Origin of the sequence: Tunturiibacter lichenicola (assembly GCF_051013355.1) — a bacterium.
Classification (GTDB): domain Bacteria; phylum Acidobacteriota; class Terriglobia; order Terriglobales; family Acidobacteriaceae; genus Edaphobacter; species Edaphobacter lichenicola_F.
Window position 1 is genome coordinate 97,176 of the sequence record NZ_CP132944.1, and the last position, 24,853, is coordinate 122,028.

The window sequence follows — 24,853 nt, forward strand, 5'->3', positions numbered from 1 at the left end:
GCTATAAGAAGTGCTCTCTGTGAAAAGACGTAACTCGAAAACGAGGAGGACTCGCGCTATTTCATTAACTCGCCCAAGCGAGATCGCACTAACGCGAACCCCATCCACGGAGAACTCATCGCCTCCCAAAAACGAACGAGTTACGAACAGTCTGCTTCTTGCTCTCGATCACAGAGAGCAAGAAGTGACTAGCGCCGTTTTTTAGGAGCGACCTTCACAGCCTTCTTTGCAGGGGCATGGTTCACAGCAGCCTTCTTTGCCGGGGCAGACTTAGCGACTACCTTCTTCGCCGGAGTCACCTTTTTAGCAGGAGCATGCTTCGCCACAGCCTTCTTGGCGACATGCTTCACTGGAGTTTTCTTCGCAGGCGTCTTCGCGGCAACCTTCTTCGCAGGCGTTTTACTCGCTGCTTTCACGGGAGCTTTCTTAGCCGGGGCCTTCGCAGCAGCCTTCTTCGCAGGAGCTTTCGTCGGAGCCTTTGCAACAGGCTTCGCCTTCGCAGGAGCAGCCACTGTCTTAGCCGGAGCAGCAGCCTTTTTGGCAGCAGCCTTAGCAGGAGCAGCCGGAGCCTTACCCGGTGCGCTCTTCGCGGGCGGCGGAGCACTCGCCTCACTCTCGCCCGATCCCGAAGAAGCAACCGCATCCTGCTTCTCACCGTTCGCCTCAACCGCAGCCTTCTTTCGGCTCTTGGCAGGCTTCGCATCCTTCTTTGCCACACGCGCCCGGCGCAGATGAACGGGAGGAGGCGGCGCCGGCGGCGAATACGGCTCGAGATAAGCCTTCATCTCTTCAACCGTCCCCAGCTTGGAATCCATCAGTTCAAAGAACAACTTATCCAGCAGCGCGCCATACTCAGGCAGATCGGGTGTTATCCGCATCTCCTGCATCAGAGTGTATGGCAGCTTCTGTTTGGCCTGCGCCCATTCGGTAAAGAAGCCCTTGAACTTGTTCTGAATCCCAGCGTTCTTCGAGGTATGTGCCACCCACAAAATCGACTCAGGTTTGGCCGAGTGCAGCAGCTTCCACGCCTGCGAAGGCGTCGAAGCAACCTTACTGGAGAACTCCGTCGCGAACGCCTTCGCCTCATCCTCCAGCGCCTCAATCTCCGCCACAAATCCCTGCCTCGCGAAGCTCTTCTTCAGCGCTGCAATCTCCTTCGGGGCCATCTTCGCCGTCAGAAAAGGAAAGTTTGCTACAGCGGCCTCCGGGTGGATACCCTGCATCTGCAGCTGCGACTGAACATCCCGCAGCTTCTGCAACTCCGTCTCATTTGCCTTCGCCGACGACAGCGCAGGAAACAGGTGCTTGACCCATCCCTCAGCCTCCAGCCGCTTCAGCACCCTCAGCGGATCTTCCTCATGGAAGATCTCCTCGGTCTCATACCCGCGATGAAACTCCCCCATCCCCGAGATGTATCCCTCCTGCTTCCCCGTCTCATAGCGGGCCTGAGTCTTTTCATCCATCTGCCAACCCAGCCGTGCCATCAAACGAGCGGCCCGAATCATCCGGACCGGATCCTCGATAAATCCGTAGTTGCTCACCAGCCGCAGTTCGCGGTTTTCAATATCTGCGACCCCGTTCAGCGGGTCCATCAGCAGCCCATAGGAGCCGTCATTCAGCGACAGCGCCATTGCATTCGCAGTAAAGTCCCGCCGCCGAAGATCCTCCAGAATCGTCGCAGCCTTGGCCACCGGCTTACCCGGCTTCGGATAAATGACCGACAAAGTGCTGCCAATCTCCATCCTTACGCCACCTGGAAACCGCACAAACAGCGCTTGTCCAGCCTCTGACTCACCCGTGATCACGCCATGGACTTTCTCTATGTCTTTCTTCAACTTGAGGGCGTTACCCTGAACCACCACATCCAAATCCCGAACCGGCGATCCACTCGTCATATCCCGTACCGCCCCGCCTACGAGAAAAACGGTAAGTCCTTTAGTGCGAGCAACTTCACGCACGGCAAGCAGCGAGGCCCGCTGCGCTTCAGAGAGGCGATTTTCGAGCAGGTAGATGTAGTCGGCCATAACTGGTACTTTTACTCCAAGCCGGTTCTAACCGGGCGCTCCAACCCGTCGGAGCCATACCTAAGCTCCCACGAATCAAGCGTTTATAATGATCATGACAGGTAAACGCAAAAGGCCAATGTAACACAGCAGTAGCGAATTGACTACTTTGTTTGCACCTTGTTCGCTGCGTCAGCCACTTCCATGCGACAATCCGCGAGTCCGTATGTCTTCTGCTCACAAAAAGGTCATCGTCCGTCGCTTCACCGGAGAAACCCTCCCCGGCTACCTGCCGCTGGCCTCCTTCGTCCGCAACCAGACCATCGACCTCCTCGACCTCAGCGGCCGCGTCATCTCCCTTCCTCTCAACGACATCAAGCACATCTGCTACGTCCGCGAGTTCAACCTGAACGACACCGCCAATCCCGAACGCCTCGTCCGGCGAACCTTCCTCGCCAAGCCCCGCTCCGAGGGCCTTTGGCTCCGCATGACCTTCCGCTCCGGCGATCTTCTCGAAGGCCTAGCCCCCATCGACATTACTCTCGCAGAGGACCTCATCAACGATACCGGCCTTCACCTCACCCCACCCGACGCCCGTTCCAACACGCAGCGAATCTTTGTCCCCCGCACCTCCCTCACCGAACTCCAGCTCATCGCCGTCATCACCAGCCCCTCGCGCCGCAAGCCGCTCCCAGGTGCCTCAGTCCCATCCATGCAGGAAGACCTCTTCGCCAACCTCATCCCCCCGAACTCCCGCCCCAACTAGAGAGCCACCTCAGCCATTACAATCCACCCCATGCAATCCAGCACGAAATCCGTAACTTTAGCCGAACTGGCCGATCATCTCGACGCCACCCTGCACGGTAACCCCTCCGTCAGGATCACCCGAGTTGCCGGTATCGAAGATGCCGCTCCAGGCGACCTCGCCTTCGTGGCCAATCCCAAGTATGCCTCGCTCGCCCGAACCACTCAGGCGACGGCGGTTTTGGTTGAACCGGACTTTCCCGAGATCCCCGCCGCCACCCTCCGCCTCAAAAACCCCTACCTCGCCTTCGCTCGCGCCATCGAACTCTTCTACCAACCCCCTACCTACGCCCCTGGCATCCACCCCACCGCCGCCATCGCCCCCACCGCCAGCATCGGCGCCAACGCCCACATCGGTGCCTATGCCGTCATCGGAGACCACGTCATCCTCGGCGATAACGCCACCATCCTCCCCCACGTCGTCCTCTACCCCTACGCCGAGGCCGGCGACAACTTCTTCGCCCACGCCCACGCCGTCGTTCGCGAGCACTGCCGCTTAGGCGACAACGTTATCCTCCAAAACGGAGCCGTCATCGGGGCCGATGGCTTCGGCTTCGCCCGCCAATCCGACGGTAGCTGGTACAAGATTCTCCAGTCGGGCCCGGCCATCCTCGAAGACAACGTCGAAGTCCAGGCCAACGCCTGCATCGACCGTGCCTCCATCGGCGAAACCCGCGTCCACGCCGGCGCCAAGGTAGACAACCTCGTCCAGGTCGGCCACGGCTCGACCGTAGGCGAAAACACCCTGCTCTGCGCACAGGTTGGGCTGGCCGGATCGACGGTTATCGGCAAAAACGTCATCCTGGCCGGTCAGGTCGGAGTAGCGGGCCACTGCACCGTAGGCGATGGAGCCATTGCCACCGCCCAAAGCGGCATCCCAAACGACGTCGCCCCTGGCAAGATCGTCAGCGGCTACCCTGCCATCGATAACCGCCAGTGGTTGCGCTCCGTCGCGCTCTTCAACCGCCTCCCGGAGCTACTCCGCGACATAAAATCCAAACTAAAATAACCATCCAGTGAGTGCCTTTAGTCGTATATAAGGAATTACCTCTAGTCTTGTATAAAGCTAGCGTTGGAGGAAACTATGTTTGAACCTCCTGAAACCGCTTCGAACAACACGCTTCAGATGCAGCGCACGCCCGCTCAGCCCGTCCGCGTCCTCCTCCTCGACGACGAGCCCATCAACCTCCACCTCCGCACCGCCATCCTCCGGCAGCGCGGCTATGAGTGTGTCCCCGCAGCCAGCATTGAAGAGGCCACCGAGCTCTTCAACAACATCGACATCGCCGTCCTCGACTACCATCTCGGAGCGGGCCAGTTCGGCACCGAGGTCGCCGCACTCCTCCGCCGTCGTCGCCCGCACGTCCCCATCATCATCCTCTCCGCGACGCTCGACCAGTACTTCGGCGGCGTCGAAGACATGCATCTCCTCAAAGGCCACAGCTCCGTCGAAGACCTCCTCGACGCTCTCAGCTCGCTTGAAGCAAAACGCCGCGGCGCTCCCGTCGTCGTTGACGCCCGCGACTTCTTCTACTCGCGCATCTCCATGGCCATCGGCTCCGACGTCCTGGTTCAGATCTTCGACGAAAAGGGTGTCTGGCAGCACTGCAACGACGCTGCAGCCGAATACCTCGGCCAGACCCGCGACTGGTTCATCGGCCGCAGCATCCAACAGGAGCTCTCTGCCCTCATGCGCGACTGGCGCGACGTCATCCAGGCCGTATCCCTCACCCGCGAGACCTACATCGACCGCAGCCATCGCGGCCTGCTCAGCGAACCCAGACCGAACGAGCAACAACACACTTGGAGCGTCCTCGCCTTTCCAATCACTCTGCACGACAACCGCAGTGGCGCCGTGCTCACCGCACGCATCCTCGAAAAACACCCCGCCCGTGCCTCCGAGCTCCTTCCCTTCATCTAAACCAGTTTCATAACCGTCCCAGCAAAAACGACAACAGGAATTCGTGCCCTTTGTTTGTTGTCATCCCGCAGGGATCTGCTGTTGTAGTTGCCTTTGCTGTTGTTTCTCGCCCCCCCAAACACTCGTCATCTCGACCGAAGACACTCACAGTCTCATCGTGAGTGGCGCAGTGGAGAGACCCCCGCATTTTTGCAGTTGAAGTTGCCTGTTCTTTTGTTGTCATCCCGTAGGGATCTGTTGTTGCTCTTGCAGTTGTTTTTTTTCTTCGAATGCCAAACGAACCCGCTCGAGAGGAAGCCCCGCAGTCCTGCCCTGATACCCTTGACCCTATGCGTTTCATGCCTGCCCTCGCACTCCTTGCATCTCTCACCGCAACCACCGGCTGCCACTCCGCGTACGTCGAGGCCACCGTCAGCAATCGCACCGACAAGCCCATCGAACTCCTCGAAGTCGACTATCCCAGCGCCAGCTTCGGCACGCAGAACCTCGCACCCGGCGCCGACTTTCACTATCGCTTTAAGGTTCTGGGCTCAGGTCCTATGAAGCTTCTCTACACCGACAGCGCCCATCAGGACCACAAGTCAGACGGCCCCTTCCTCAAAGAAGGAGCCGAAGGTACTTTAGCCATTGCGATAACTCTCACCGGAATCAACTGGCAACCCGCGCCTACCGTCACATCCGGCAGGTAATTCCCTCTGCCTCAAGCCGATCCAGTGTCAGATACGACCGTGTGTTTCGGTACCGGCATTCAGCGTGTTGTGCCGAACGGCACGCTTATGCGCCCGAGCCATCAAAAGGATCACGGTACCCAACGCCAACACTGCGAATAACATTGCAAAAACGACAACTGTCATAATTCAGAGCCCTCTGCTGCACTAGCTTTCCGCAGCGCGCAACATAATAGTCCTTCTTACGATTGACTGGCCAACACTTTCTTCTAAACCCTTCGCCGCAGCAACTTGCGACAAGCCGCAATAACATCCGACAAGTCGAAATAACCTGCGATGAGCCGAAAATAACGTGCACCAAGCCGAAATAAAATAAGCTGATAGTTATGCCGCGCGGATATTTCATCACCTTCGAAGGCCTCGACGGCTCCGGAAAGACCACTCAGCTCCGCCGCCTCGCCACTACACTCGAAGCCGAGGGCTACACCGTCGTCACCCTCCGCCAACCCGGTGGAACCGCCCTCGGCGACCGCATCCGCAGCGTTTTACTTGACTCCAAATCCGAAGCCGCTCTCGGCCCTATTGCTCCCGCCGCTGAGATGGCCCTCATGTTCGCTGACCGCGCCCAATCCATCGCCGAGGTTATCCTGCCCGCTCTCGATGCAGGCTCCATCGTCCTCTGCGACCGCTACACCGACTCCTCCGAGGCCTACCAGGGCGGCGGCAGACAGCTCGGCAGCGAACGCGTTCTGGCCATGCACGCCGCAGCCTGCGATAACCTCCAGCCCGACCTGACCATCCTCCTCCTTCCCTCACTTGAATCCTCCCTCCGCCGCGCTCGCCGCCGCAACCAGCGCCACGTCGATCAAAAGGGTACCGACGAAAACCGCTTTGAGCGCGAGTCCGACGACTTCTACCGCCGTATCTACGAAAAGTACGAAGAGATCGCCGCCCGAGAATCTAATCGCGTCGCCGTCGTTCGCGACGACGCCTCCATCGACCACATCCAGACCCTCATCCACGAAGTCGTACTCGCCCGCATCCCAACCCCAACAACGAAATAGCCTGTCAGAATCAACCGCCTCGACGCCGCCGAAGGCAAGCCACCGTTCTTTCCACCCGATGAACGAGCAACCGTACGCGAAAAACCTTCCAGCCCTCAAGTGTGTTCTTCTTAAGCGAGAGCGTACCCGTTCCCAATGACCACGCCTCCCCCCACACTCGAAGCCCCGCCAGAGGCGCGCACTCCAGTCACCCCTCCCGGCGATTGGAGCATGCCCCCGGGCCTCAAACGCTCCCTTCAGTTCTACGCCTTCAAACCCTGGGTTAAACTCGGCAGTCCGATCCTCCTCTTCGAATATCTCCGCAAGACCTACGGCAACATCGCCTGGTATCGCTTCCTCGGCACGCCCATCGTCTTCGTCAACGACCCCGACTACATCCGCGAGATCCTCGTCACCCAGTCCGCCAGCTTCGTCAAAGAGCGCACCGTCCGCCGCATGAAGGTCCTCCTCGGCGAAGGTCTCATCACCTCCGACGATCCCATCCACATGCGCCAGCGCAAGATCGCCGCACCAGCCTTTCATCGCCAGCGCATCGCAGCCTACGGAGACCAGATCGTCGCCTGCGCCGCTCATCAGAGCGAGACATGGCACCCCGGCGAACACATCGACATCGCAGCCGCCAGCATGCAGTTGTCCTTAGAGATCGTCGCCCGCACTCTCTTCAACACCGACGTCACCGCCGACATTCGCAGCATCAACGATGAGGTCAACACCATCATGGGCCTCTACAACTTCATCGTCTCCTTCCCCAGAATCGAATCCGTCCTCCACCTGCCCATCCCCGGCATCATGAAGTTCCGCCGCTCCAAAGCCCGCCTCGACGCCGTCGTCGACCGCCTCATTCGCGAAAGCCGGACAAATCTGGAAGCCCACCGCGAAGCCGCTGCCCGTGGAGAACCCGGCCGAGGCGATCTCTTATCCATGCTTCTCTCCAGCTATTACGAATCCGAAGACGCCACCCAGCAAATCGGCATGTCCGACGAGCAGGTTCGCGACGAAGTCCTCACCATCTTCCTCGCCGGCTACGAGACCGTCGCCAACGGCCTCACCTGGACCTGGTATCTCCTTAGCCAGAACCCCGACATCGAAGCCAAACTCCACGCCGAACTCGATGCTGTCCTCGGCACCGGCACCCAGCAGCGCCTCCCTACCCTTGCCGACTACCCCGCGCTGCGCTACACCGAACAAATCTTCGCCGAATCCATGCGTCTCTACCCACCTGCCTGGGCGATGGGTCGCATGTCCAGCAAGCCCATCACGCTCGGCCCCTACCGCATCCCACCCGGCGCCCACTTTTTCTTCAGCCAATACATCATGGGTCGCGACCCGCAGTACTTCCCTGACCCGCTCCGCTTCGACCCCGACCGATTCACCCCTGAAAACAAGGCCTCCCGTCCAAAGTTCACCTACTTCCCTTTCGGCGGCGGCAGTCGTCAATGCATTGGCGAAAGCTTCGCCTGGATGGAAGGCGTCTTCAGCATCGCCACCCTCGCCCAGCGATGGCGCTTGAGCTACCTCGGCGCGACACCACCCACCGTCCAGGCCAAGATCACCCTCCGCCCTCGCGGCCCATTGATGATGCAACTCAACCCACGCTAAAACAAAAAATCGCTGAGATGACCCAAAAGATCATCCTCGAAGCGATGCGATAGCGAAGCCAGAAACAGAAAAGGCTGCAGCCTACTCCGCCACCCCGGGCACAGGAATTCGGAAGACCAGACCGGTGCTGAAGTTCAACAACTTTGAACTGCCCAGCGAGGTCGGCCCTCCAAAGTCGCCGCTATTCACCGTAGAAACCGTCCCATAGCCTACTTCAACCGCACGGAAGTCCACGTGGCTGCTGAATCGGTAATCCACGCCCCCATAGATATCAAACGTTCCTCGATTCAGCCGAATTGGACTTGTCGGCGCCTTCGACGAGCCGAACCCTCCCGAGAGCTGCGCATAAGGAACGAACGAAGTCGCAATCGGTTTGCCGGAGACGCGAGCCCCGATAAGAAAGCTATTCAGCGACGCACCGTTGCCATGCACGATCGAGTCTCGAAAATCGACGCTCACATCTGCCTTCGAACCATGAAAAAACTCATAGTAGCCGCCGATGTTTGCCCCCCAAAATGTGCGCGACGTGGTGTTGGCCCCAAGAAAACCAAACGGATCAGGATCAGGATCGATCTTGGAGTTGCTGATTCGTGTCGCAACCGGATTGATATAAAGTCCTACTTGAGCACCGGCGGCCATTGTCGAAAGGGCTAATGCAAGGCATGGAACAAGGAACTGCAATCTCATCGTCACGAATCCTTTGAGTGTGAAGGCTCACTAGGTGCGCCAGAGCATTAAGACGGATCGAAGGCGCCATGAGTTTCGAGTCTACCGAAACAACAAGCGATCTCCCGACAGTTCTCTCTACCGACGGCGAACTTAAGTGGTAGCCTCCCGAACTACACTGGAGCAAAATGCGAAGCCACCTTCTACTGCTCGCGCTGACGACCCTGGCGCCCCTCGCATCAAGCCAGAGCACACCATCCAGGCGCGCGCCATCGCCCGCTGAAAAGACCCTCGTCCAACTCGCCAATCAAGCCCGCGCCGCACACAATCTGCCACCGCTGCAATGGGACAGCGCCATCGCCAGCGCCGCCAGCGCTCATGACCAACGAATGGTCCACGAACCAGGCGACCTCGAGCACCAATACCCCGGCGAGCCCGACCTCCCCACACGCGGAGCCCAGGCCGGCGCTCACTTCACCACCATTGCGGAAAATCTCGCACGCGGCAATGACCCCGCACAGATTCACCAGGCATGGATGAGCACTCCAACGCACCGCGCCAACCTTCTCGATCCAAATCTCAACTCAATCGGAATCGCAGTCATTGCCCATCAAGGCCTTCTGTACGCCGTCGAAGACTTCTCCCACCGAGCTCCCGTGCAGTCCTTCGACTCGCTCGCCAAGCGCGTCTCGCAGATACTTCTCGAGCACGGCATCGGCGCCGCTCCATCCAACCAGGACGCGCAGGCAACCTGCACCATGCCGAGCGGTTCAGCAGGCTCTCCAAAACTAGTAGTGCAATGGGACGGCCCGGACCCAACCCTGTTACCTGACGCGCTCTTGCGTCAGATCGCCACCGGCAGATACTACTCAGCCGAGGTTGGAGTCTGCGCCAGCAAGCAGCCCAATCCGCAGTTCACCACCTACAACGTAGCCGTGCTCCTCTACTAACCGAGCCGCTCAAAAAATAATCCGCATCCTCGCATTCAGCAGAGTGCTCACATAAGCCTTCTGCGCGTACATCGGATGAATCGATACCTGCAAGTCAGGACCAACTTCAATACTCTTGGTCAACCGAAGCCGGTAAAACGTCTCAAAGAGGCTCTCATGACGCTTGCCCGGATGATTCGGCTCAACGTAATTAAAAGCCATACCAAACATATCGCCGCGCCGCTGGAAAGGCTTAACATTCGCTAAGCCAATCGTATCGGTCTGTTTGATCGACGTTCCCGTCTCGGTCGCGAAGCCATAACGTCCGAACGGCGTCCATCCGTTCGCAAACTCATGATCGAAGCCGAAACCCACTCCATGGCCGCTTCCCTGGTTCTTCGTGTCATCGCGCCAGACCACAAAACGATAGTCTCGATACTTATTCCCCACCTCTCCCGAAAACCACCCAATCTCCATAGCCTCCAGATACTTCATGTCTGCGAGCGTCTTGATGTTGTTCTGCTGCGCCCCTTCCGTGTCGATCGCCAGACTGTGTACATAGAGATGCCGCGTGATCTGAAAGTCCACCGCTCCTCCACCAGCGTAGGTACCGTCCGACGCAATTGCGAGATTGCCGTCGTTCTCGCCATTCAAAAACTGTGTTCTCTCATCGTTATTGAACAGGCTCAGGCTGATGTACTGGTTCGGATGCAGCTTGCCAACATAGAACGACAACCTCTTATGAAGGAAGTCTTGTCTCCAATAAAGAATGTTCAAAGAGATTGGCCGTTGTGCTCCACCGCCCTGCAGACAGTTCAAGAAAATACCCGAGCCCATCTGATCGCTTAGATTGAACTGCTGGCTCATCCCGATGTTCGTACCCGAACGAACGAGCAGGCCAATCGAACCGGCAGTGCTTCCGTGCGCATATGCCGCCCAGTTTCCACTGAAGTCCAACCGTCCGCTCACCTGGTCATGCCGGACGCCATTCGGTGTCACTGTCGCGTACTGATTCAGAAATGTGTACGTTGCCCCAAACTGAATCCGCGTGGCCTCTGCCAGCCAACTCGCTCCTCGGTCGGCAGGCCGCGTGACGAACCCCAGAGGGTCGCTCTGATAGAGCGGATCAGCCGGAACCTTTGCCAGCGCGCTCAAAGCCGAGTCCAACTGCTGCTGTAGTGGCGGTCGACTGAAGACAGCCTGAATAGCCTGAGGCTGCGACAGGCTCGTTCGTGATGTTGCTCCTACCGTTATGGTCGAGTCGGAACTCTGTCCCGTAAGAGCGCTCGAAGCCCCCATCAGGATCGACGTAACAACCCCTGCTACAAGCTTCTTCGCGTTCACAGAACTCCTGAGAGCCGAGCTAGCCGACAGCCTCGGCACTAGAATGATGCGACGATCCGTCAAAGAGCGTCACCATTCTCCTCCGGAAATTCGCTCATTGCAAAGTTATTTGTCTTCCTCGTATCTGTTCTAATCCTCAGGTAAAGCACGGCTCTTAGCGTGTGTTCCCGATGAACATAAAGCCCGCGGCACTCGCCCGCAAAGTACCTTGTCAAGCTCTCAGAGTTCTGCTGATCGCACAAAACCCGGCAACGGCACGCCTTTTCGCGCCTCCCGCACTTGGCGTATTACCCCCTCCCAAACGGGTATCATGGAAGCAGGAACAACCTCAGCAAGAGAAGTCTCAGAACGCTCAGAACGAAACGGACTTTACGAGCGGCTTATACTTCGAAGTCCAGACGTAACCTGCATCGATCAGACTTTGCAGCAAAAAGTACCCACCTGGGTGACCACATCCGAGGAGAAAGGAGACAGCGCCGATGTCACCACAGACCCCACAACCCGCACTCACCACCCTTCCCGCCACCTTCAACGACTTCATCGGAAACAGCACCGCCATCGAACACCTTCGCACCGCCATCGCCGCCGGCCGTCTTCCCCACTCGCTCATCCTCGCCGGGCCCAGTGGAGCCGGAAAGTACACCCTCGCCCTCATGCTCACCATGGCCGTCGAGTGCGAACGCCAGCCTCGCGATCTGTGGTCGAACGGCCAATCCCTCGCCAGCTTCTGCGGAGTCTGCCACAACTGCACCCGCATCGCCACCGCCGCAGACCTCGACGACGAAGTCGACAAGGCAGTCGCCGCACGCGAAGAACTTCGTGAGACCGACAAGAAAGAGACCCGCGTCCTCGTCCAGCCGCACCCCGACGTCCTCATCGTCCCGCCAGATCCGCCGCAACTCCTCATCAAACTCGGCCAGATCCGCACCGTCATCCAGCGCGCCCACTATCTCCCCAACGAAGCCCCACGCAAGATCTTCATCCTCACCGCAGCCAACTTCATGAAGGAGGCTGCGAACTCTCTGCTCAAAGTTCTTGAGGAGCCGCCCGACACAGTTCACATCATCATCCTTGCGGAGAACCCCGGCGAACTACTCCCCACCATCCGCTCCCGCTGCGCAACTGTTCGTTTGGGCGCGTTGCCAGTGGAAGAGATCGAGATGCTCCTAGCCGACCGCCGCCCCGACGTACCCGCCAAACAGCGCACTCTCATCGCGCGTCTCGCCCAGGGAGCCGCTGGCAAGGCCCTCGGCTTCAACCTCGAAGCCTACACCGCTGCCCGCGCCGACGCTCTCATCTTCCTGCGCAACGCCGCTGCCGCCAGCTCCGGCACAGCCGAACCCGACCACACCGCCCTCTTCAAGATGACCGAGACCTACCGCGCCGGAGCCGAGGGCCAACAAAAGACCGCAGCTCTCCTCCGCAGCCTCACACTACTCCTTGAAGATCTCCTCCTCCTCGGCGCAGGCACCCCCGAACTCCTCCGGAACACCGACCTCCGCCCCGAACTCGACCGCCTCAACAGCATCCTCAGCTTCGAGTGGATCGAATCCGCCTCCCGCGGCCTCGACCAGGTACAAAGCGGTATGCGTCGCAACCTCCTTCGCAACCTCTCCCTCGACGCATTCGCCGGACAACTGGCAGCAAAATGAGCCAGTCAACCTCCCATCCTGATCGGACAACGCAACGCCTCACCGCAAACCCCGAAGACATCGCTCGCGCAGCAAAGATCCTTCGCAATGGCGGCACGGTAGCCTTCCCAACCGAGACCGTCTACGGCCTCGGCGCGAATGCGCTCGACCCATCAGCTGTCGCCAGCATCTTCGCCGCAAAGGATCGCCCTAACTGGGATCCTCTCATCGTTCACATCAGCAGCCGCGCCATGCTCGACGAAATAGCAACAGTGCCGCCCCAGGCAGAGCGCCTCATCGAAGCCTTCTGGCCCGGTCCGCTCACCCTCCTCCTGCCCCGCACAAATAAAATCCCCGACGCAGTCACCGCCGGACGACCCCTCGTAGGCGTCCGCATGCCAACCCATCCCATCGCTCTCGCCTTGATCGAAGCGACAGGCGTCCCCATCGCCGCACCCAGTGCCAACCGCTTCGGGCGCACCAGCCCCACCACAGCCGCTCACGTCCTCGAAGACCTCGACCACCGCATCGACGCAATCGTCGACGGCGGGCCCACCACGGTCGGCGTAGAATCCACCGTCCTCGACCCCAATCCATCCCCAATGATCCTCTATCGCCCCGGCGCAATAACCGCCGCCATGCTCGAACCCATCGCCGGCGCCGTGACCCTCTACCAACCGCCCCAGCAAACCTCAGCAGAACCGCAAAGTCTTCCCTCGCCCGGCGTAGGCATTCGCCACTACGCCCCCCGTGCCCACCTCATCCTGGTGGCCAACGAATCAGAACTCAACGCCCAGCTGGATCAACTCACATCCAGCCAAAACTCCATCGGCATCATGCTCCCGCAAGGCTGGACAGTATCGAAGAACCACACAGAGACCTACCCCTGGGGCTCCATCGACGATCCAGACTACCTCGCCCGTAGTCTCTTCGCGGGTCTCCGTGAACTTGACCGCCGCGGCGTCGCAACCATCATCTGCCCCCTCCCAAATCCCGAAGGCCTTGGCCTGGCCATCCGCGACCGCCTTAAAAAAGCTGCAAAATTGAAGTAGCTGCCCAGTTTTTCACCGACCGACAGCCGTATACTCCACCCATGCAGAACTCTGAGATCGAGCTCAAAGTCCCCGTCACTGATCCAGAAGCTCTTCAAACCCTCCTCCCCGCACTCGGTTTTCATCTCGTCACACCCCGCACTTTCGAGCACAACACCCTCTACGACACCCCCAACCGCGACCTCCGCGCCCAACGTCAGATCCTCCGCATTCGCGAGTACGGTAGCCTCTGCACCATCACGCACAAGCGCCTGCCCGATCAGCAGGAACCCGTCGATACCACCCGCTACAAGATCCGCGTCGAGACCGAGACCACAGTCGCCGATCGCCACGCCATGGCCGAAATCTTTCATCAGATGGGTTACGATCCGGCCTTCATCTACGAGAAGTACCGCACCGAGTGGTCCTGCGCCACTGGCCCCGACGGCAGCATCCTGGCCCATCTCGTCATCGACGAGACCCCCATCGGCACCTATATCGAACTCGAAGGCCCCACCGCCTGGATCGACCAGACTCTCATCGACCTCAGTATCGATCCCGCCACCTGCCTCACCGACAGCTACGGCAAGCTCTTCCTCGACTGGAAGCAGCGCACCGCCAGCCCTGCTGAAAACCTCACCTTCAGCGAGATCGCTCCGCCCGTCCTCTCCCTCCGCTAAAGCCTTCCCCCACTGCGCCGATACAACCTCTGTACCCGGAGGTTCCCTTGGCAATTTCACTTCGCTCCTCGCGCCCATTTCTCCTTGCCGGAAGCGTCGCTCTCTGCATCGGCACTGCCTTCGCCGTCAACGTTCACCGTGTTATCGTCTCCCGCACCGCTCCAACCTATCCTGAACTGGCTCGTCGCATGCATGTCGGCGGCAAAGTCGTCCTCATCGTTACCATTCAGGCAGACGGAACCGTCTCAGCGAGCAAGGTAGAGTCAGGCCACCCACTTCTCGCCGCAGCCGCACAGGACGCGGTCACGCATTGGCGCTTCGCTCCCGGTCCGGAGGCTTCTGACTCAGAGATTGAAGTTAACTTCAACATCGACGGCCAGTAATCGGCGGGCAGTAATTCTCGCCGTACCTAACCGAGACTGAAATCGAATTCCCCCGACGACACTCTCACAACCGGAGATCTATCCACTCCTCTTCCAACATCGCTCCGAGGTCCTCATGCAACTGCAGTCCAAGATGTTCCTGATGACTGGCGCTATCGTCGCCACTACCGTTCTCAGCGCATGTATCGCTCACCGATACATCGACGAAGCCAACTCTCTCTCGAACATGGTCACGGAGAATCGTATCCCCGTCATCATGTCCAGCCGCGATATCCGCTCTCACTTCACCGACACCGTTCGTCTGCTCGAGTCCTACATGCTCTTCGGCACCGACGCCAGCTCCTCGGCAGCCTATCGCAGTGCTCGACGCGAAGAGTTTGAGCAAGCAGAAAACTCCTTGGCTACGCTTCGTCAGCAAAGTATGCACTTCGACCTCGGCGCCGACGCCCCGCGACTCAGCGCACTCGATGCCGACCTGGCCGCTCTTAAGACCCTTGAAGAGAAGGTAGAGTCTTCGAATGAGTCCAAGACTCCTCAGGGTACGGCCCTGGCATACGACACACTCCAAAACCAGATTCTTCCTCTCGAGAAGACACTCTTCAAAAATATTACGGATATCGCACAGTCCCAGAACCGCATCGCAAATGACGAGCAGGCACAGCTCCGCCAGGCAAATCACTTCACTCTCATCGTCCTCTGGCTCGGCACGATCATAGCGTCTCTTATTGGCATCACCGTATCTATCTACCTTGCTCGCAAGATCAGCAACGCGCTGAACCTCGTCATGCATCGCGCCGATGCAATCGCCGCTGGCGACCTGAGTGGCCAGCCGTTAGTCCTGGACACCACCGACCAGACAGGAGCCCTCGCAAACGCCGTCCAGCAGATGCAGTCCAATCTCGCCGGAATCATCGGCACCGTGGCACGCACCGTCAGTACGATCACCGGCAATGCCGCCACCATGGGCACTGCCAGTGATCAGATCCACCGCCGCATGGACCAGCAGAGCCAGCAGACGCAGCAAGCCGCAACCGCCATGCAGGAGATGTCAGCTTCGATCGCCGAGGTCTCCCGCCATACCCAGTCCGCTGCCGAAACCGCACGCGGCGCAGCCGAAACAGCCCGCGAGGGTGGAACGATCGTCAAGCAGGTGCTCGGCAACATGCACTCGATCGCAACCGCTGTCAGTGACACCTCCGCCACCGTTGGCCTGCTCGGCGACGACTCTCGCCGCATCAGCCAGATCGTCACCGTCATCGATGAGATCGCCCGCAAGACCAATCTGCTCGCCCTCAACGCAGCCATCGAGGCCGCACGAGCCGGAGATCAGGGTCGCGGCTTCGCTGTCGTCGCTGGAGAGGTCCGCCGCCTCGCAGAGTCCACCGCCCAGGCCACTGGAGAGATCGCCAGCATGATCCAGGGCATTCAGGATCGCACCCTCACCGCCATCGCCAGCATGGAGAGCGGCACTGGAACGGTGCAGCAAGGCGTCATTACAACCACACAGGCCGGCGAAGCTCTGGAGCGCATCATCGGCATGGCCGAACGTGTCGATCGCATGATCGCCCAGATCGCCATCGCAGCCTCCCAGCAGACCGCCGCTGCCGATCAGTCCAGCGCAAGCCTCCACGCAATCCACTCACTCAGCCACGAAAACCTCACCGAGATGGCCACTACAGCTGCTGGAATCGAATCGCTCCGCACCACCGCCGTCACACTCGAACAGCAGGTCGACCGCTTCAGCCTCAAGTCGGCCCCCGACTCTCGGCTGGTCCGCTCCTCCGTCGTTCCCGAGCGTCACTCCACCTTTCAACCTGCCTGACAATAAACGATCCGTTCAACAAAAAGAGCCCGCTCGCAGCGGGCTCTTTCCTTTTTACAAATAGCACCTAGAAGATCTGGAAGTTAACTTCTACGTTGAGCTCAACAAGCACCGGCCTTCCGTTCTCCATCGCCGGTTTGAACTTGTACTGTCTCACCGCTTCCATCGCCTTCTCGTCAAGCCCCATGCCGACGCCGCGAATCACACGCACGTGGCTTGGGTTTCCATTGGTATCGACCCAAAGATTAACCAGAACATTTCCCGCGACCTTAGCTTTTCTGGCTTCCTCGGAGAACTCGGGCTCAACCGAAAAAATCAGCACCGGGGCCGAAACACCGCCACCAATCCGTCTCGGTCCACCACCCGTGTTTCCGCCAGAACCCGGCCCGAGGCCAGAGCCGTTTCCAGAGCCCAACCCAGTCCCATTTCCATTTCCCATCGACATCCCGACCAGCGGCGAGTTCGCCACCCCGATCTGCGGTATGCTGCTCGCCATCTTCACGTCTTTTTGCACGTCGATCGTCGGCTCGATATGGATCTTGGGCTCAATCAACGGCGGAGCCTTCGGTGGAACCAGCTGGTTCTCAGAAAACTTCGGCGGCGTTCCCTTGGTCACTGGAGTCGGGCCTTTTTGTCCGCCACCACCGCCCATCGCCTGCGCTTTCGGCGGGGCTTGCGGTGGAACCGAAAGCTCCGTCACCGTCATCGTCTTCACCGGCGCCGCAAACTGGACCTTCTTCGCCAGCAGGAATGCGATCAGCAGAATGATCAACCCGTAAATCACGACGGCTGAGCCGGTCGCAATAGGATTCTGCTTGGTCTTCATCCGATCGACAACCGCGACCGGCTTCGACTCAAGCACCAGCGGCGGCAACTTTACCGGAAAGAAGACATCTCGAATGCTGCTCCAAAGAGAAGCGAATACGCCCTCTTCCTCGATGACCATGTCGCTATCGACCGGCTTGGACTCGAGCTGCAGCGGAGTTTCATCTGACTTACTGAAAGCGTCCTTCAGATTTGCGAAGAACGACGTCCACATGGACCCATCTGTCTCTTCATTCAGATTCGGAGCATCGGCAGGCCGTAACGTCGGCGCTTGTCTCTCTGGATCTACCTGCGGTGGTGGAGTCAATAAACTATTCGCCATGAGCTGCTTCGCCTCGGTGCAGTTAGCCGCAGCTACCGCACACCCACTTCCAAAATCCTGCCCGTTGCCTTTGCTTCTATTCTTACGTTTCCAATCTCACGTTGGTTCTTGTCTAACGCTAGCAAAAGGAGCACGGCTTCACAACAATTCTACAAACATTCACCACGCGGCGCTCGTTACCTTGGACGCAGTCACCATAGGAATGTCTCCTTTGCACCCGGTTTGCCACTCCCCCCTGGCCGTCTACAATAGAAGTTTGGCGTAAACAGCACCGTTGGTTATCAGGAACAAAGAGGAACGAATGCCGGAAGCAACTCCAACAAAGCCCGAACTCAAAGCGTTGAAGTCCACGCTCAATCTGCCTGAAACAACCTTCCCCATGAAGGCCAATCTGCCGCAGAACGAGCCAGCCCGCCTCCAAACGTGGCAGCAGCAAGACTTATACGCCCAGATTCGCACCGCCCGCGCCGGACAGCCCAAGTACATCCTCCACGATGGCCCTCCCTACGCCAACGGCGCCATCCATCTCGGCCACGCCCTGAATAAGTGCATCAAGGACTTCGTCGTCAAAACCAAAACCATGGCTGGCTTCGACGCCCCGTACGTCCCCGGCTGGGACTGCCACGGCCTCCCCATCGAGATCAAAGTGGACGAGCAACTTGGCCGAAAAAAGCTCGAAATGGATCCTATCGCCGTCCGCCGCGCCTGTCGCGAGTACGCGCAAAAATATGTAGATCTCCAGCGCAGCCAGTTCGAGCGCATCGGAGTCTTCGGTCGCTGGAGCGATCCCTACCTCACCATGTCCTTCGGCTACGAGGCCAGCATCGTCGAGACCTTCTACGACTTCTTTGAGGAAAACTTCGTCTACAAGGGCCTCAAGCCCGTCTACTGGTGCATCCACGACCGCACCGCGCTCGCCGAAGCCGAGGTTGAATACGATCAGCACACGTCGCCCAGCGTCTACGTTCGTTACGCCCTCACCAGCGACCCGGCGACGATCCACCCGGCCCTCGCCGACAAATCCGTCAACACCATCATCTGGACCACAACTCCGTGGACCCTTCCCGCATCACAGGCCGTAGCCTTCAATCCACAGCTCGAATACGTCGCCCTCCACTGCGCCGACGCCACCTACATCGTCGCCGAGGCGCTCCTCTCATCCGTCATCGTCAACTGTAATCTGATGAGCGGCAAAAACAACGGCGAGCCAGCCTCCCAGGCCGACATCGTCGCGCTCTTCCCTGGCAGCAAACTCGAGCGCTCCACCTTCCAACACCCGTTCCTAAATCGCAGCATCCTCGGCGTCACCGCCGACTACGTCACCGCCGAACAAGGCACCGGAGCCGTCCACACCTCTCCCGCCCACGGTGTCGACGACTTCTACACCGGCAAACGCTACGACCTGCCCGAGATCCAATACGTCGACAACGCAGGCCGCCAGCGCAACACCGGAGCAGCAGGTGGAGGTGGTGTCCCTCAACCCTACGAAGACCTCACCGTCTTCAAATCCAACGCTCCTATCATCGAACTCCTCAAAGAAAAAGGCGCGCTCCTGAGCGCCACCAGCTTCGAACACTCCTACCCGCACTGCTGGCGCTGCCACAACCCCGTCATCGTCCGAGCCACCGAGCAGTGGTTCATCGGCATGGAAACCCCGATGACCACCGACGGCACCGTCACCACCTTCCGCCAGCGCGCCCTCGACGAGATCAAACAAGTCGTCTGGGATCCAGCCTGGGGCGAAGAGCGCATCTCCAACATGATCGCCACCCGTCCCGACTGGTGCATCTCCCGCCAACGCATCTGGGGAGTTCCCATCGCCGTCTTCCTTTGCGACAAGTGCGGCGAGCCACTCAACGACAAAGCCATCAACAAGAGCATCGTCGATCTCTTCAAAAAAGAGGGCGCCGACGCCTGGTACAAGTACGAAGCCTCCACGCTCCTCCCAAGCGAAACCGCCTGCCGCGGCTGCCACCACAAAGAGTTCCGCAAAGAGATGGACATCCTCGACGTCTGGTTCGAGTCCGGTGCAAGCTGGCACGCCGTCCTCGACCTCGAACCCGAGCTTCACTCCCCTGCCGACCTCTACACCGAAGGCGGCGACCAGCATCGCGGTTGGTTCCACTCCTCGCTCCTCACCTCAGTCGCCGTCCGCAATCACGCTCCCTACAAGATGGTCGCAACCAGCGGCTGGACGCTCGACGAACAAGGCCGCGCCTTCTCCAAGTCTCTCGGCAACGGCGTCGATCCAGTCGACATCGCCAAGCGCCTCGGCGGTGAGATCATTCGTCTCTGGGTCGCCTCCGTCGACTTCCGCGAAGACGTTGCAGCCAGCGAAAACCTGATGCAGCGCGTCAGCGACAACTACCGCAAGCTGCGCAACACTCTGCGCTTTCTCCTAGGCAACATTCACGACTTCGACCCAACGAAAGATGCGCTCCCCTTCGCCGCGCTCCAACCGCTCGACCAGTACATCCTTGCCCGCACCGCCGAGCTCGACGCAAAGATCCGCGCCGCCTACGACGACTTCGAGTTCCACCGCGCCTATCACGCCCTCAACGAGTTCGTGAACACCGACCTCAGCGCGCTCTACCTCGACGTCCTCAAAGATCGCCTCTACACCTTCGCGCCAAACCATCCCGGCCGACGCAGCGCACAGACCGCCCTCTGGCGCATCGCCGAAACCCTCACCCGCCTTATCGCTCCCATACTCAGCTTCACCGCCGACGAGGTCTGGGCGCTCTTACCCAAAGTAGAAAACCGCGAGCACAGCGTCCACCTCGCCCTCTTTCCTTCTACGGCCGAGATCGTTCCTGGCAGCACTCGCCAACTCGATGAGGATTGGGACCAACTCCTAACCCTGCGCGACGAAGTCCTCAAAGTTCTAGAAGAGGCTCGCACCGCAAAGACCATCAGCAACAAGCCCTCCGAGACCCAAATCGTCCTAGGCTGGCTCAACACTATCGCCGAGCAGCCAAACCCCGTCTTCGAGCAGTACAAATCGATCCTGCCCGAGCTCTTCGGCGTGGCCCAGGTCGAAATCTCGAACGCAATCGTCACCGAAGGGGAAGTCTCAAAGGGAGCCTTCTACGTTCAGGCCAAGCCTGCCGCAGGCAGCAAGTGCGAACGCTGCTGGCGCTTCACCACAGACGTAGGCGGCGAAGCAAACTACCCCACCGTCTGTCTGCGCTGCGCCGACGCCCTCGAAGCCATTCACTTCCCCCCTTACGACGCACCACCCAGCACCCCAACGGAGCAGCAAGCCTGATGTCCTCAACGAACAAGACAGCCTACGAAACCACCGCACCATCAACCGACAAAGTCCGCGATCAACGCGGCCTCGCGTTCGCCATCTCTGCCGGCGTCATCCTGCTCGATCGCATCACCAAACACATCGTCGTCCAGCAACTCCCCAACGGCCAAACCCACACCGTCATCCCCGGCGTATTTCGCATCTCTGATGTCCACAACACCGGCGCGGCCTTCAGCATGTTCGCCGAAACCGCATCGCCCGACACAGTCCGTTACATCCTCATCGCCTTCTCAGTTATCGCGGTTCTGGTTCTCCTCGCAATGCTTTGGCGAGTAGGCCGCACTCTCTCCCTCAGCACCGTAGCTCTTGCCCTGATCCTCGGCGGAGCCTTCGGCAACCTCTACGACCGCGTCAAATACAGGTACGTGGTCGACTTCCTCGAAGTCCGCATCTACCACTATCACTGGCCCGACTTCAACGTAGCCGACAGCTGCATCGTTGTAGGCGCATGCCTCCTCCTCCTCGAAATCTTCCGCCCCCAACCAACCGACTCCTAAGCCTTCTCCCTAATCCTGTCCCCTATGAATGACCAGATCACAATCCGCGGCGCCCGAACCCACAACCTCAAAGGCATCGACGTCGACATCCCACACAACGCTCTCACTGTTGTCTCGGGCGTCAGCGGCTCCGGCAAATCCTCGCTCGCCTTCGACACCGTCTACGCCGAGGGCCAACGCCGCTACGTCGAATCCCTCTCCGCCTACGCCCGCCAGTTCCTCGAGCGCATCGAGAAGCCTGACGTCGACTTCATGGACGGCCTCGCCCCCGCCATCGCGATCAAACAAAAAAATCAAACGCGCAATCCCCGCTCCACCGTCGCCACCGCGACCGAAATCTACGACTACCTCCGTCTCCTCTACGCACGCTGTGGTACCGTCACCTGCCTGCACTGCGGCGGCATCGTCAAGCACGACACAGTCGACGAAATCATCACCACCCTCTTCGCCCTCCCCGAAGGCACCCGCACCTACGTCCTCTTCCCCATCGTCCGCGCCGAGGTCAAACTCGAGCCGATGCAGATCGCCACGCCCGACGCAGAGGTTGAAGCTCCGAAGCCAAAGAATCCCAAGAAGACCGCAGCAAAAAAATCCGCAAAGTCCGCCTCTATCGAAGCCCTCACACTAACCGACACACTCAAAGACCGCCTCACCGAACTCCGCCGACGCGGCTACAACCGCCTCTACCAGTCAGGAAAAATAGTTGAGTTCTCCACCCCCGAGTCCCTCCTCGAACTCGACTTCACCCAGCCCATCTTCGCTCTCATCGACCGCCTCTCCATCGGTCCCGAGAGCCGCGCCAGAATCGTAGACGCCATCGAGACCGGCTACCGCGAATCCGGCGAAGTGCAATTCCACACAGTCCCACGCGAAGGCGAAGCCGAAGCACAAAAGATCCGCTTCTCCGCAGCATTTGAATGCACCACCTGCCATCGCGCCTACCGCGAACCCGAACCGCGCCTCTTCTCCTTCAACAATCCCTACGGCGCCTGCCCCCGCTGCCAGGGCTTCGGCAACACCATCGACTTCGACCCCAACCTCATCATCCCCGACAAGTCCAGAACTCTCGACGAGGGCGCCATCGCCCCCTGGACCACCACAAAATACCGCCCCCACCACGGCGAGATGAAGCGCGCCGCCAAAGCCGCAGGCATCCCCACCGACGTCCCCTGGTACGACCTCACGTCCGCGCAGCAAGCCTTCATCGAAGACGGCAACGGCACCTTCCCCGGCATCCGCGGCTTCTTCGCCGCCCTCGAACGCAAAAAATACAAGCTCCACGTCCGCGTCTTCCTCTCAAAATATCGCGGCTACGCCCTCTGCCCTGACTGCCGCGGCCAGCGCCTCCGCGCCGAAGCACGCGCCGTTCTGATCAACAACCAGAACATCTGCGAAACCTCTGCCCTCACCATCACCGGAGCCCAACAGTTCTTCGATAATTTGCAACTATCACAGGCACAATTAGAAGTCGCCGGAAAGATTCTGGAAGAGGTCCGTCAGCGCATCCACTTTCTCCATCAGGTTGGCCTCGACTACCTCACCCTTGACCGCCTCAGTTCCACGCTTTCCGGCGGCGAAGCCCAACGCATACAGCTCGCAACCTCACTAGGCTCGCGTTTAGTCGGCGCACTCTACGTCCTCGACGAGCCCAGCATCGGCCTCCACACCCGCGACACGGCCAAGCTCATCGGCATCATGAAAGACCTCCGCGACCTCGGCAACACCATCCTCGTCGTCGAGCACGACCCCGACGTTATCCGCGCCGCCGACCATCTCCTCGACCTCGGCCCCGGCGCCGGCGAACTTGGCGGCCAACTCCTCGCCTCTGGCACCGTAGCCGAAGTCACTGCCAACCCAAACTCCATCACCGGCAGATACCTCTCCGGCCGCGCGACGATCCCTGTCCCGAAACACCGCCGCGAGCCAGGCCGCGAGCACCTCAAGCTCACCGGCGCTCGCATTCACAACCTCCGCGGCGTCGACCTCGACATCCCGCTCGGCCTCCTCTGCTGCGTCACCGGCGTCAGCGGCTCCGGCAAATCCACAATCGTCCACCAAGTTCTGTATCGCGGCCTGATGCAAGCCCTCGGCCAGACCGAAGGTGCCGACCCCGCACACCTCTACCGCGAACTCTCCGGCACCCAGCACCTCAACGACGTCATCCTCGTCGATCAGTCACCCATCGGACGCACCCCGCGCTCCAATCCCGTCACCTACATCAAGGCCTTCGACGACATCCGCTCCCTCTTCGCTGCACAGCCCGACGCCAAGCGCCGAGGCTTTGGCCCAGGCCACTTCTCCTTCAACGTCCCCGGCGGCCGCTGCGACGTCTGCGAAGGCGACGGCACCGTCACCGTCGAAATGCAATTCCTCGCCGACATCGAGCTCCCCTGCGAAGAATGCAACGGTACACGTTACAAATCATCCATCCTCGAAATTCGCTACAAGGGCAAGAACGTCCACGACGTCCTAAACATGACCGTAAAGGAAGCCCTCGTCTACTTCGCCGGCCATCCCAAGATCGTCGACAAGCTCTACGTCCTCGACGAGGTCGGCCTCGGCTACGTGCGTCTAGGCCAGTCCGCCACGACCCTCTCAGGCGGCGAAGCCCAGCGCGTCAAACTCGCCTCGCACCTGGCCACCGCCCGCTCGATAACCAACCGCAGCACCACCAACGAAGCCGCAGCCAAGGCCCGCAGCCGCACCCTCTACATCCTCGACGAGCCCACCACCGGCCTCCACTTCGACGACGTCGCCAAGCTCCTCGCAGCCTTCCGCAAGCTCATCGAAGGCGGCGGCTCCCTCCTCGTCATCGAACACAACCTCGACGTCATCAAATCCGCCGACTGGGTCATCGACATGGGTCCCGAAGGCGGCAGCGGAGGCGGCCAGATCGTAGCCACCGGCACCCCTGAGGAGATAGCAGCCAACCCCGCCAGCCACACTGGCCACTGGCTGGCCCCGGTCCTCAACCTGCCATCCGTAAAATCCGAGCCGGAACTTCAGGTCGCGATTTAGTCGGACCAATACGTTTCGACCAAACCGCTCAGCGTACTTCTCAATGCAAAGGCTTTAGCAGACTCACAAAGACGCACGCGACAAACTGGCTTGTTACTCGCAATTGGAGTAACGTGTCCGGGACTTGTCTAGGTCCTTTCGCCTGTCTTGGGGCCATCCACACCTTACAACTTTAGCGACGCCGTTCAGAACTAAGAGCATTGGTTCGAATCGGCGCACACCATCAGATTCGGGCTCTTGCACCGCGGACCTCTCGAGTCGATTGTTGCCCAGATAGTTGGACAGGTTCTGAACAACCTTTCCTTCGACAACCTTGCGAACGATCAGTGCAAA

The 24,853-nt window shown here is 59.7% G+C and carries 19 protein-coding genes; 15 read left to right on the top strand and 4 right to left on the bottom strand.

Annotated elements, in window-relative coordinates:
* Positions 1 to 188: 188 nt before the first annotated feature.
* Positions 189 to 2,024 (bottom strand): CCA tRNA nucleotidyltransferase, encoded by a 1,836-nt coding sequence (locus RBB82_RS00435; RefSeq protein ID WP_433973152.1) that lies wholly within the window; start codon positions 2,022 to 2,024, stop codon positions 189 to 191.
* 205 nt (positions 2,025 to 2,229) lie between these two features.
* Here RBB82_RS00435 and RBB82_RS00440 point away from each other — a divergent pair, with 205 nt between their 5' ends.
* From RBB82_RS00440 to RBB82_RS00465, 6 genes are all read left to right on the top strand, one after another.
* The gene (locus RBB82_RS00440) at positions 2,230 to 2,769 is read left to right on the top strand and encodes a DUF6982 domain-containing protein (RefSeq protein WP_433973153.1); all 540 of its coding nucleotides are present in this window, start codon (positions 2,230 to 2,232) and stop codon (positions 2,767 to 2,769) included.
* Positions 2,770 to 2,799: 30 nt separating this feature from the next.
* Positions 2,800 to 3,816 carry a UDP-3-O-(3-hydroxymyristoyl)glucosamine N-acyltransferase gene (gene lpxD, locus RBB82_RS00445; protein WP_433973154.1) on the top strand — a complete coding sequence of 339 codons (1,017 nt, stop codon included), beginning with the start codon at positions 2,800 to 2,802 and terminating at the stop codon, positions 3,814 to 3,816.
* A 75-nt stretch (positions 3,817 to 3,891) separates the two neighbouring features.
* Complete coding sequence (locus RBB82_RS00450; protein WP_433973155.1) at positions 3,892 to 4,728, top strand: response regulator; 837 nt, start codon at positions 3,892 to 3,894, stop codon at positions 4,726 to 4,728.
* Between the two features lie 329 nt (positions 4,729 to 5,057).
* The gene (locus RBB82_RS00455) at positions 5,058 to 5,417 is read left to right on the top strand and encodes a hypothetical protein (RefSeq protein WP_433973156.1); all 360 of its coding nucleotides are present in this window, start codon (positions 5,058 to 5,060) and stop codon (positions 5,415 to 5,417) included.
* 365 nt (positions 5,418 to 5,782) lie between these two features.
* Positions 5,783 to 6,460 (top strand): dTMP kinase, encoded by a 678-nt coding sequence (gene tmk, locus RBB82_RS00460; protein ID WP_433973157.1) that lies wholly within the window; start codon positions 5,783 to 5,785, stop codon positions 6,458 to 6,460.
* 135 nt (positions 6,461 to 6,595) lie between these two features.
* A complete protein-coding gene (locus RBB82_RS00465) occupies positions 6,596 to 8,059 on the top strand; it encodes a cytochrome P450 (protein WP_433973158.1) in 1,464 nt (487 codons plus the stop codon).
* A gap of 81 nt (positions 8,060 to 8,140) precedes the next feature.
* Here the strand turns inward: RBB82_RS00465 and RBB82_RS00470 are convergent, their stop codons facing one another.
* Positions 8,141 to 8,746 (bottom strand): hypothetical protein, encoded by a 606-nt coding sequence (locus tag RBB82_RS00470; protein ID WP_433973159.1) that lies wholly within the window; start codon positions 8,744 to 8,746, stop codon positions 8,141 to 8,143.
* A 167-nt stretch (positions 8,747 to 8,913) separates the two neighbouring features.
* Between RBB82_RS00470 and RBB82_RS00475 the strand changes: the two genes are divergently transcribed.
* Complete coding sequence (locus RBB82_RS00475) at positions 8,914 to 9,675, top strand: CAP domain-containing protein (RefSeq protein WP_433973160.1); 762 nt, start codon at positions 8,914 to 8,916, stop codon at positions 9,673 to 9,675.
* Between the two features lie 9 nt (positions 9,676 to 9,684).
* On the opposite strand, the gene RBB82_RS00480 is transcribed toward RBB82_RS00475, so the two are convergent.
* Entirely contained in the window at positions 9,685 to 10,998 is a 1,314-nt protein-coding gene (locus RBB82_RS00480) for a carbohydrate porin (RefSeq protein WP_433973161.1), read from the bottom strand.
* Positions 10,999 to 11,477: 479 nt separating this feature from the next.
* Here RBB82_RS00480 and RBB82_RS00485 point away from each other — a divergent pair, with 479 nt between their 5' ends.
* From RBB82_RS00485 to RBB82_RS00505, 5 genes are all read left to right on the top strand, one after another.
* Complete coding sequence (locus RBB82_RS00485; RefSeq protein WP_433973162.1) at positions 11,478 to 12,650, top strand: ATP-binding protein; 1,173 nt, start codon at positions 11,478 to 11,480, stop codon at positions 12,648 to 12,650.
* Positions 12,647 to 13,681 carry an L-threonylcarbamoyladenylate synthase gene (locus RBB82_RS00490; RefSeq protein ID WP_433973163.1) on the top strand — a complete coding sequence of 345 codons (1,035 nt, stop codon included), beginning with the start codon at positions 12,647 to 12,649 and terminating at the stop codon, positions 13,679 to 13,681. The genes RBB82_RS00485 and RBB82_RS00490 overlap by 4 nt, the downstream gene beginning before the upstream one ends.
* Positions 13,682 to 13,722: 41 nt before the next feature.
* Complete coding sequence (locus tag RBB82_RS00495; RefSeq protein ID WP_433973164.1) at positions 13,723 to 14,340, top strand: class IV adenylate cyclase; 618 nt, start codon at positions 13,723 to 13,725, stop codon at positions 14,338 to 14,340.
* Between the two features lie 47 nt (positions 14,341 to 14,387).
* Positions 14,388 to 14,723: an energy transducer TonB gene (locus RBB82_RS00500; protein WP_433973165.1), complete on the top strand. Its 336-nt coding sequence runs from the start codon at positions 14,388 to 14,390 to the stop codon at positions 14,721 to 14,723.
* A 115-nt stretch (positions 14,724 to 14,838) separates the two neighbouring features.
* Positions 14,839 to 16,545, top strand: coding sequence for a methyl-accepting chemotaxis protein (locus RBB82_RS00505; protein ID WP_433973166.1), 1,707 nt, complete (start codon positions 14,839 to 14,841; stop codon positions 16,543 to 16,545).
* A 67-nt stretch (positions 16,546 to 16,612) separates the two neighbouring features.
* Here the strand turns inward: RBB82_RS00505 and RBB82_RS00510 are convergent, their stop codons facing one another.
* Entirely contained in the window at positions 16,613 to 17,692 is a 1,080-nt protein-coding gene (locus RBB82_RS00510; protein ID WP_433973167.1) for an energy transducer TonB, read from the bottom strand.
* A gap of 301 nt (positions 17,693 to 17,993) precedes the next feature.
* On the opposite strand from RBB82_RS00510, the gene ileS reads away from it, so the two are divergent.
* From ileS to uvrA, 3 genes are read left to right on the top strand one after another with little or no spacing between them, the layout of a single operon-like run.
* Positions 17,994 to 20,960 carry an isoleucine--tRNA ligase gene (gene ileS / locus RBB82_RS00515; protein ID WP_433973168.1) on the top strand — a complete coding sequence of 989 codons (2,967 nt, stop codon included), beginning with the start codon at positions 17,994 to 17,996 and terminating at the stop codon, positions 20,958 to 20,960.
* Positions 20,960 to 21,502 (top strand): signal peptidase II, encoded by a 543-nt coding sequence (gene lspA, locus RBB82_RS00520; RefSeq protein WP_433973169.1) that lies wholly within the window; start codon positions 20,960 to 20,962, stop codon positions 21,500 to 21,502. Before ileS ends, lspA begins: the two co-directional genes overlap by 1 nt.
* A gap of 24 nt (positions 21,503 to 21,526) precedes the next feature.
* Positions 21,527 to 24,520, top strand: a complete 2,994-nt coding sequence (gene uvrA / locus RBB82_RS00525; protein WP_433973170.1) for an excinuclease ABC subunit UvrA — start codon at positions 21,527 to 21,529, stop codon at positions 24,518 to 24,520.
* The last annotated feature ends 333 nt before the right edge of the window (positions 24,521 to 24,853 follow it).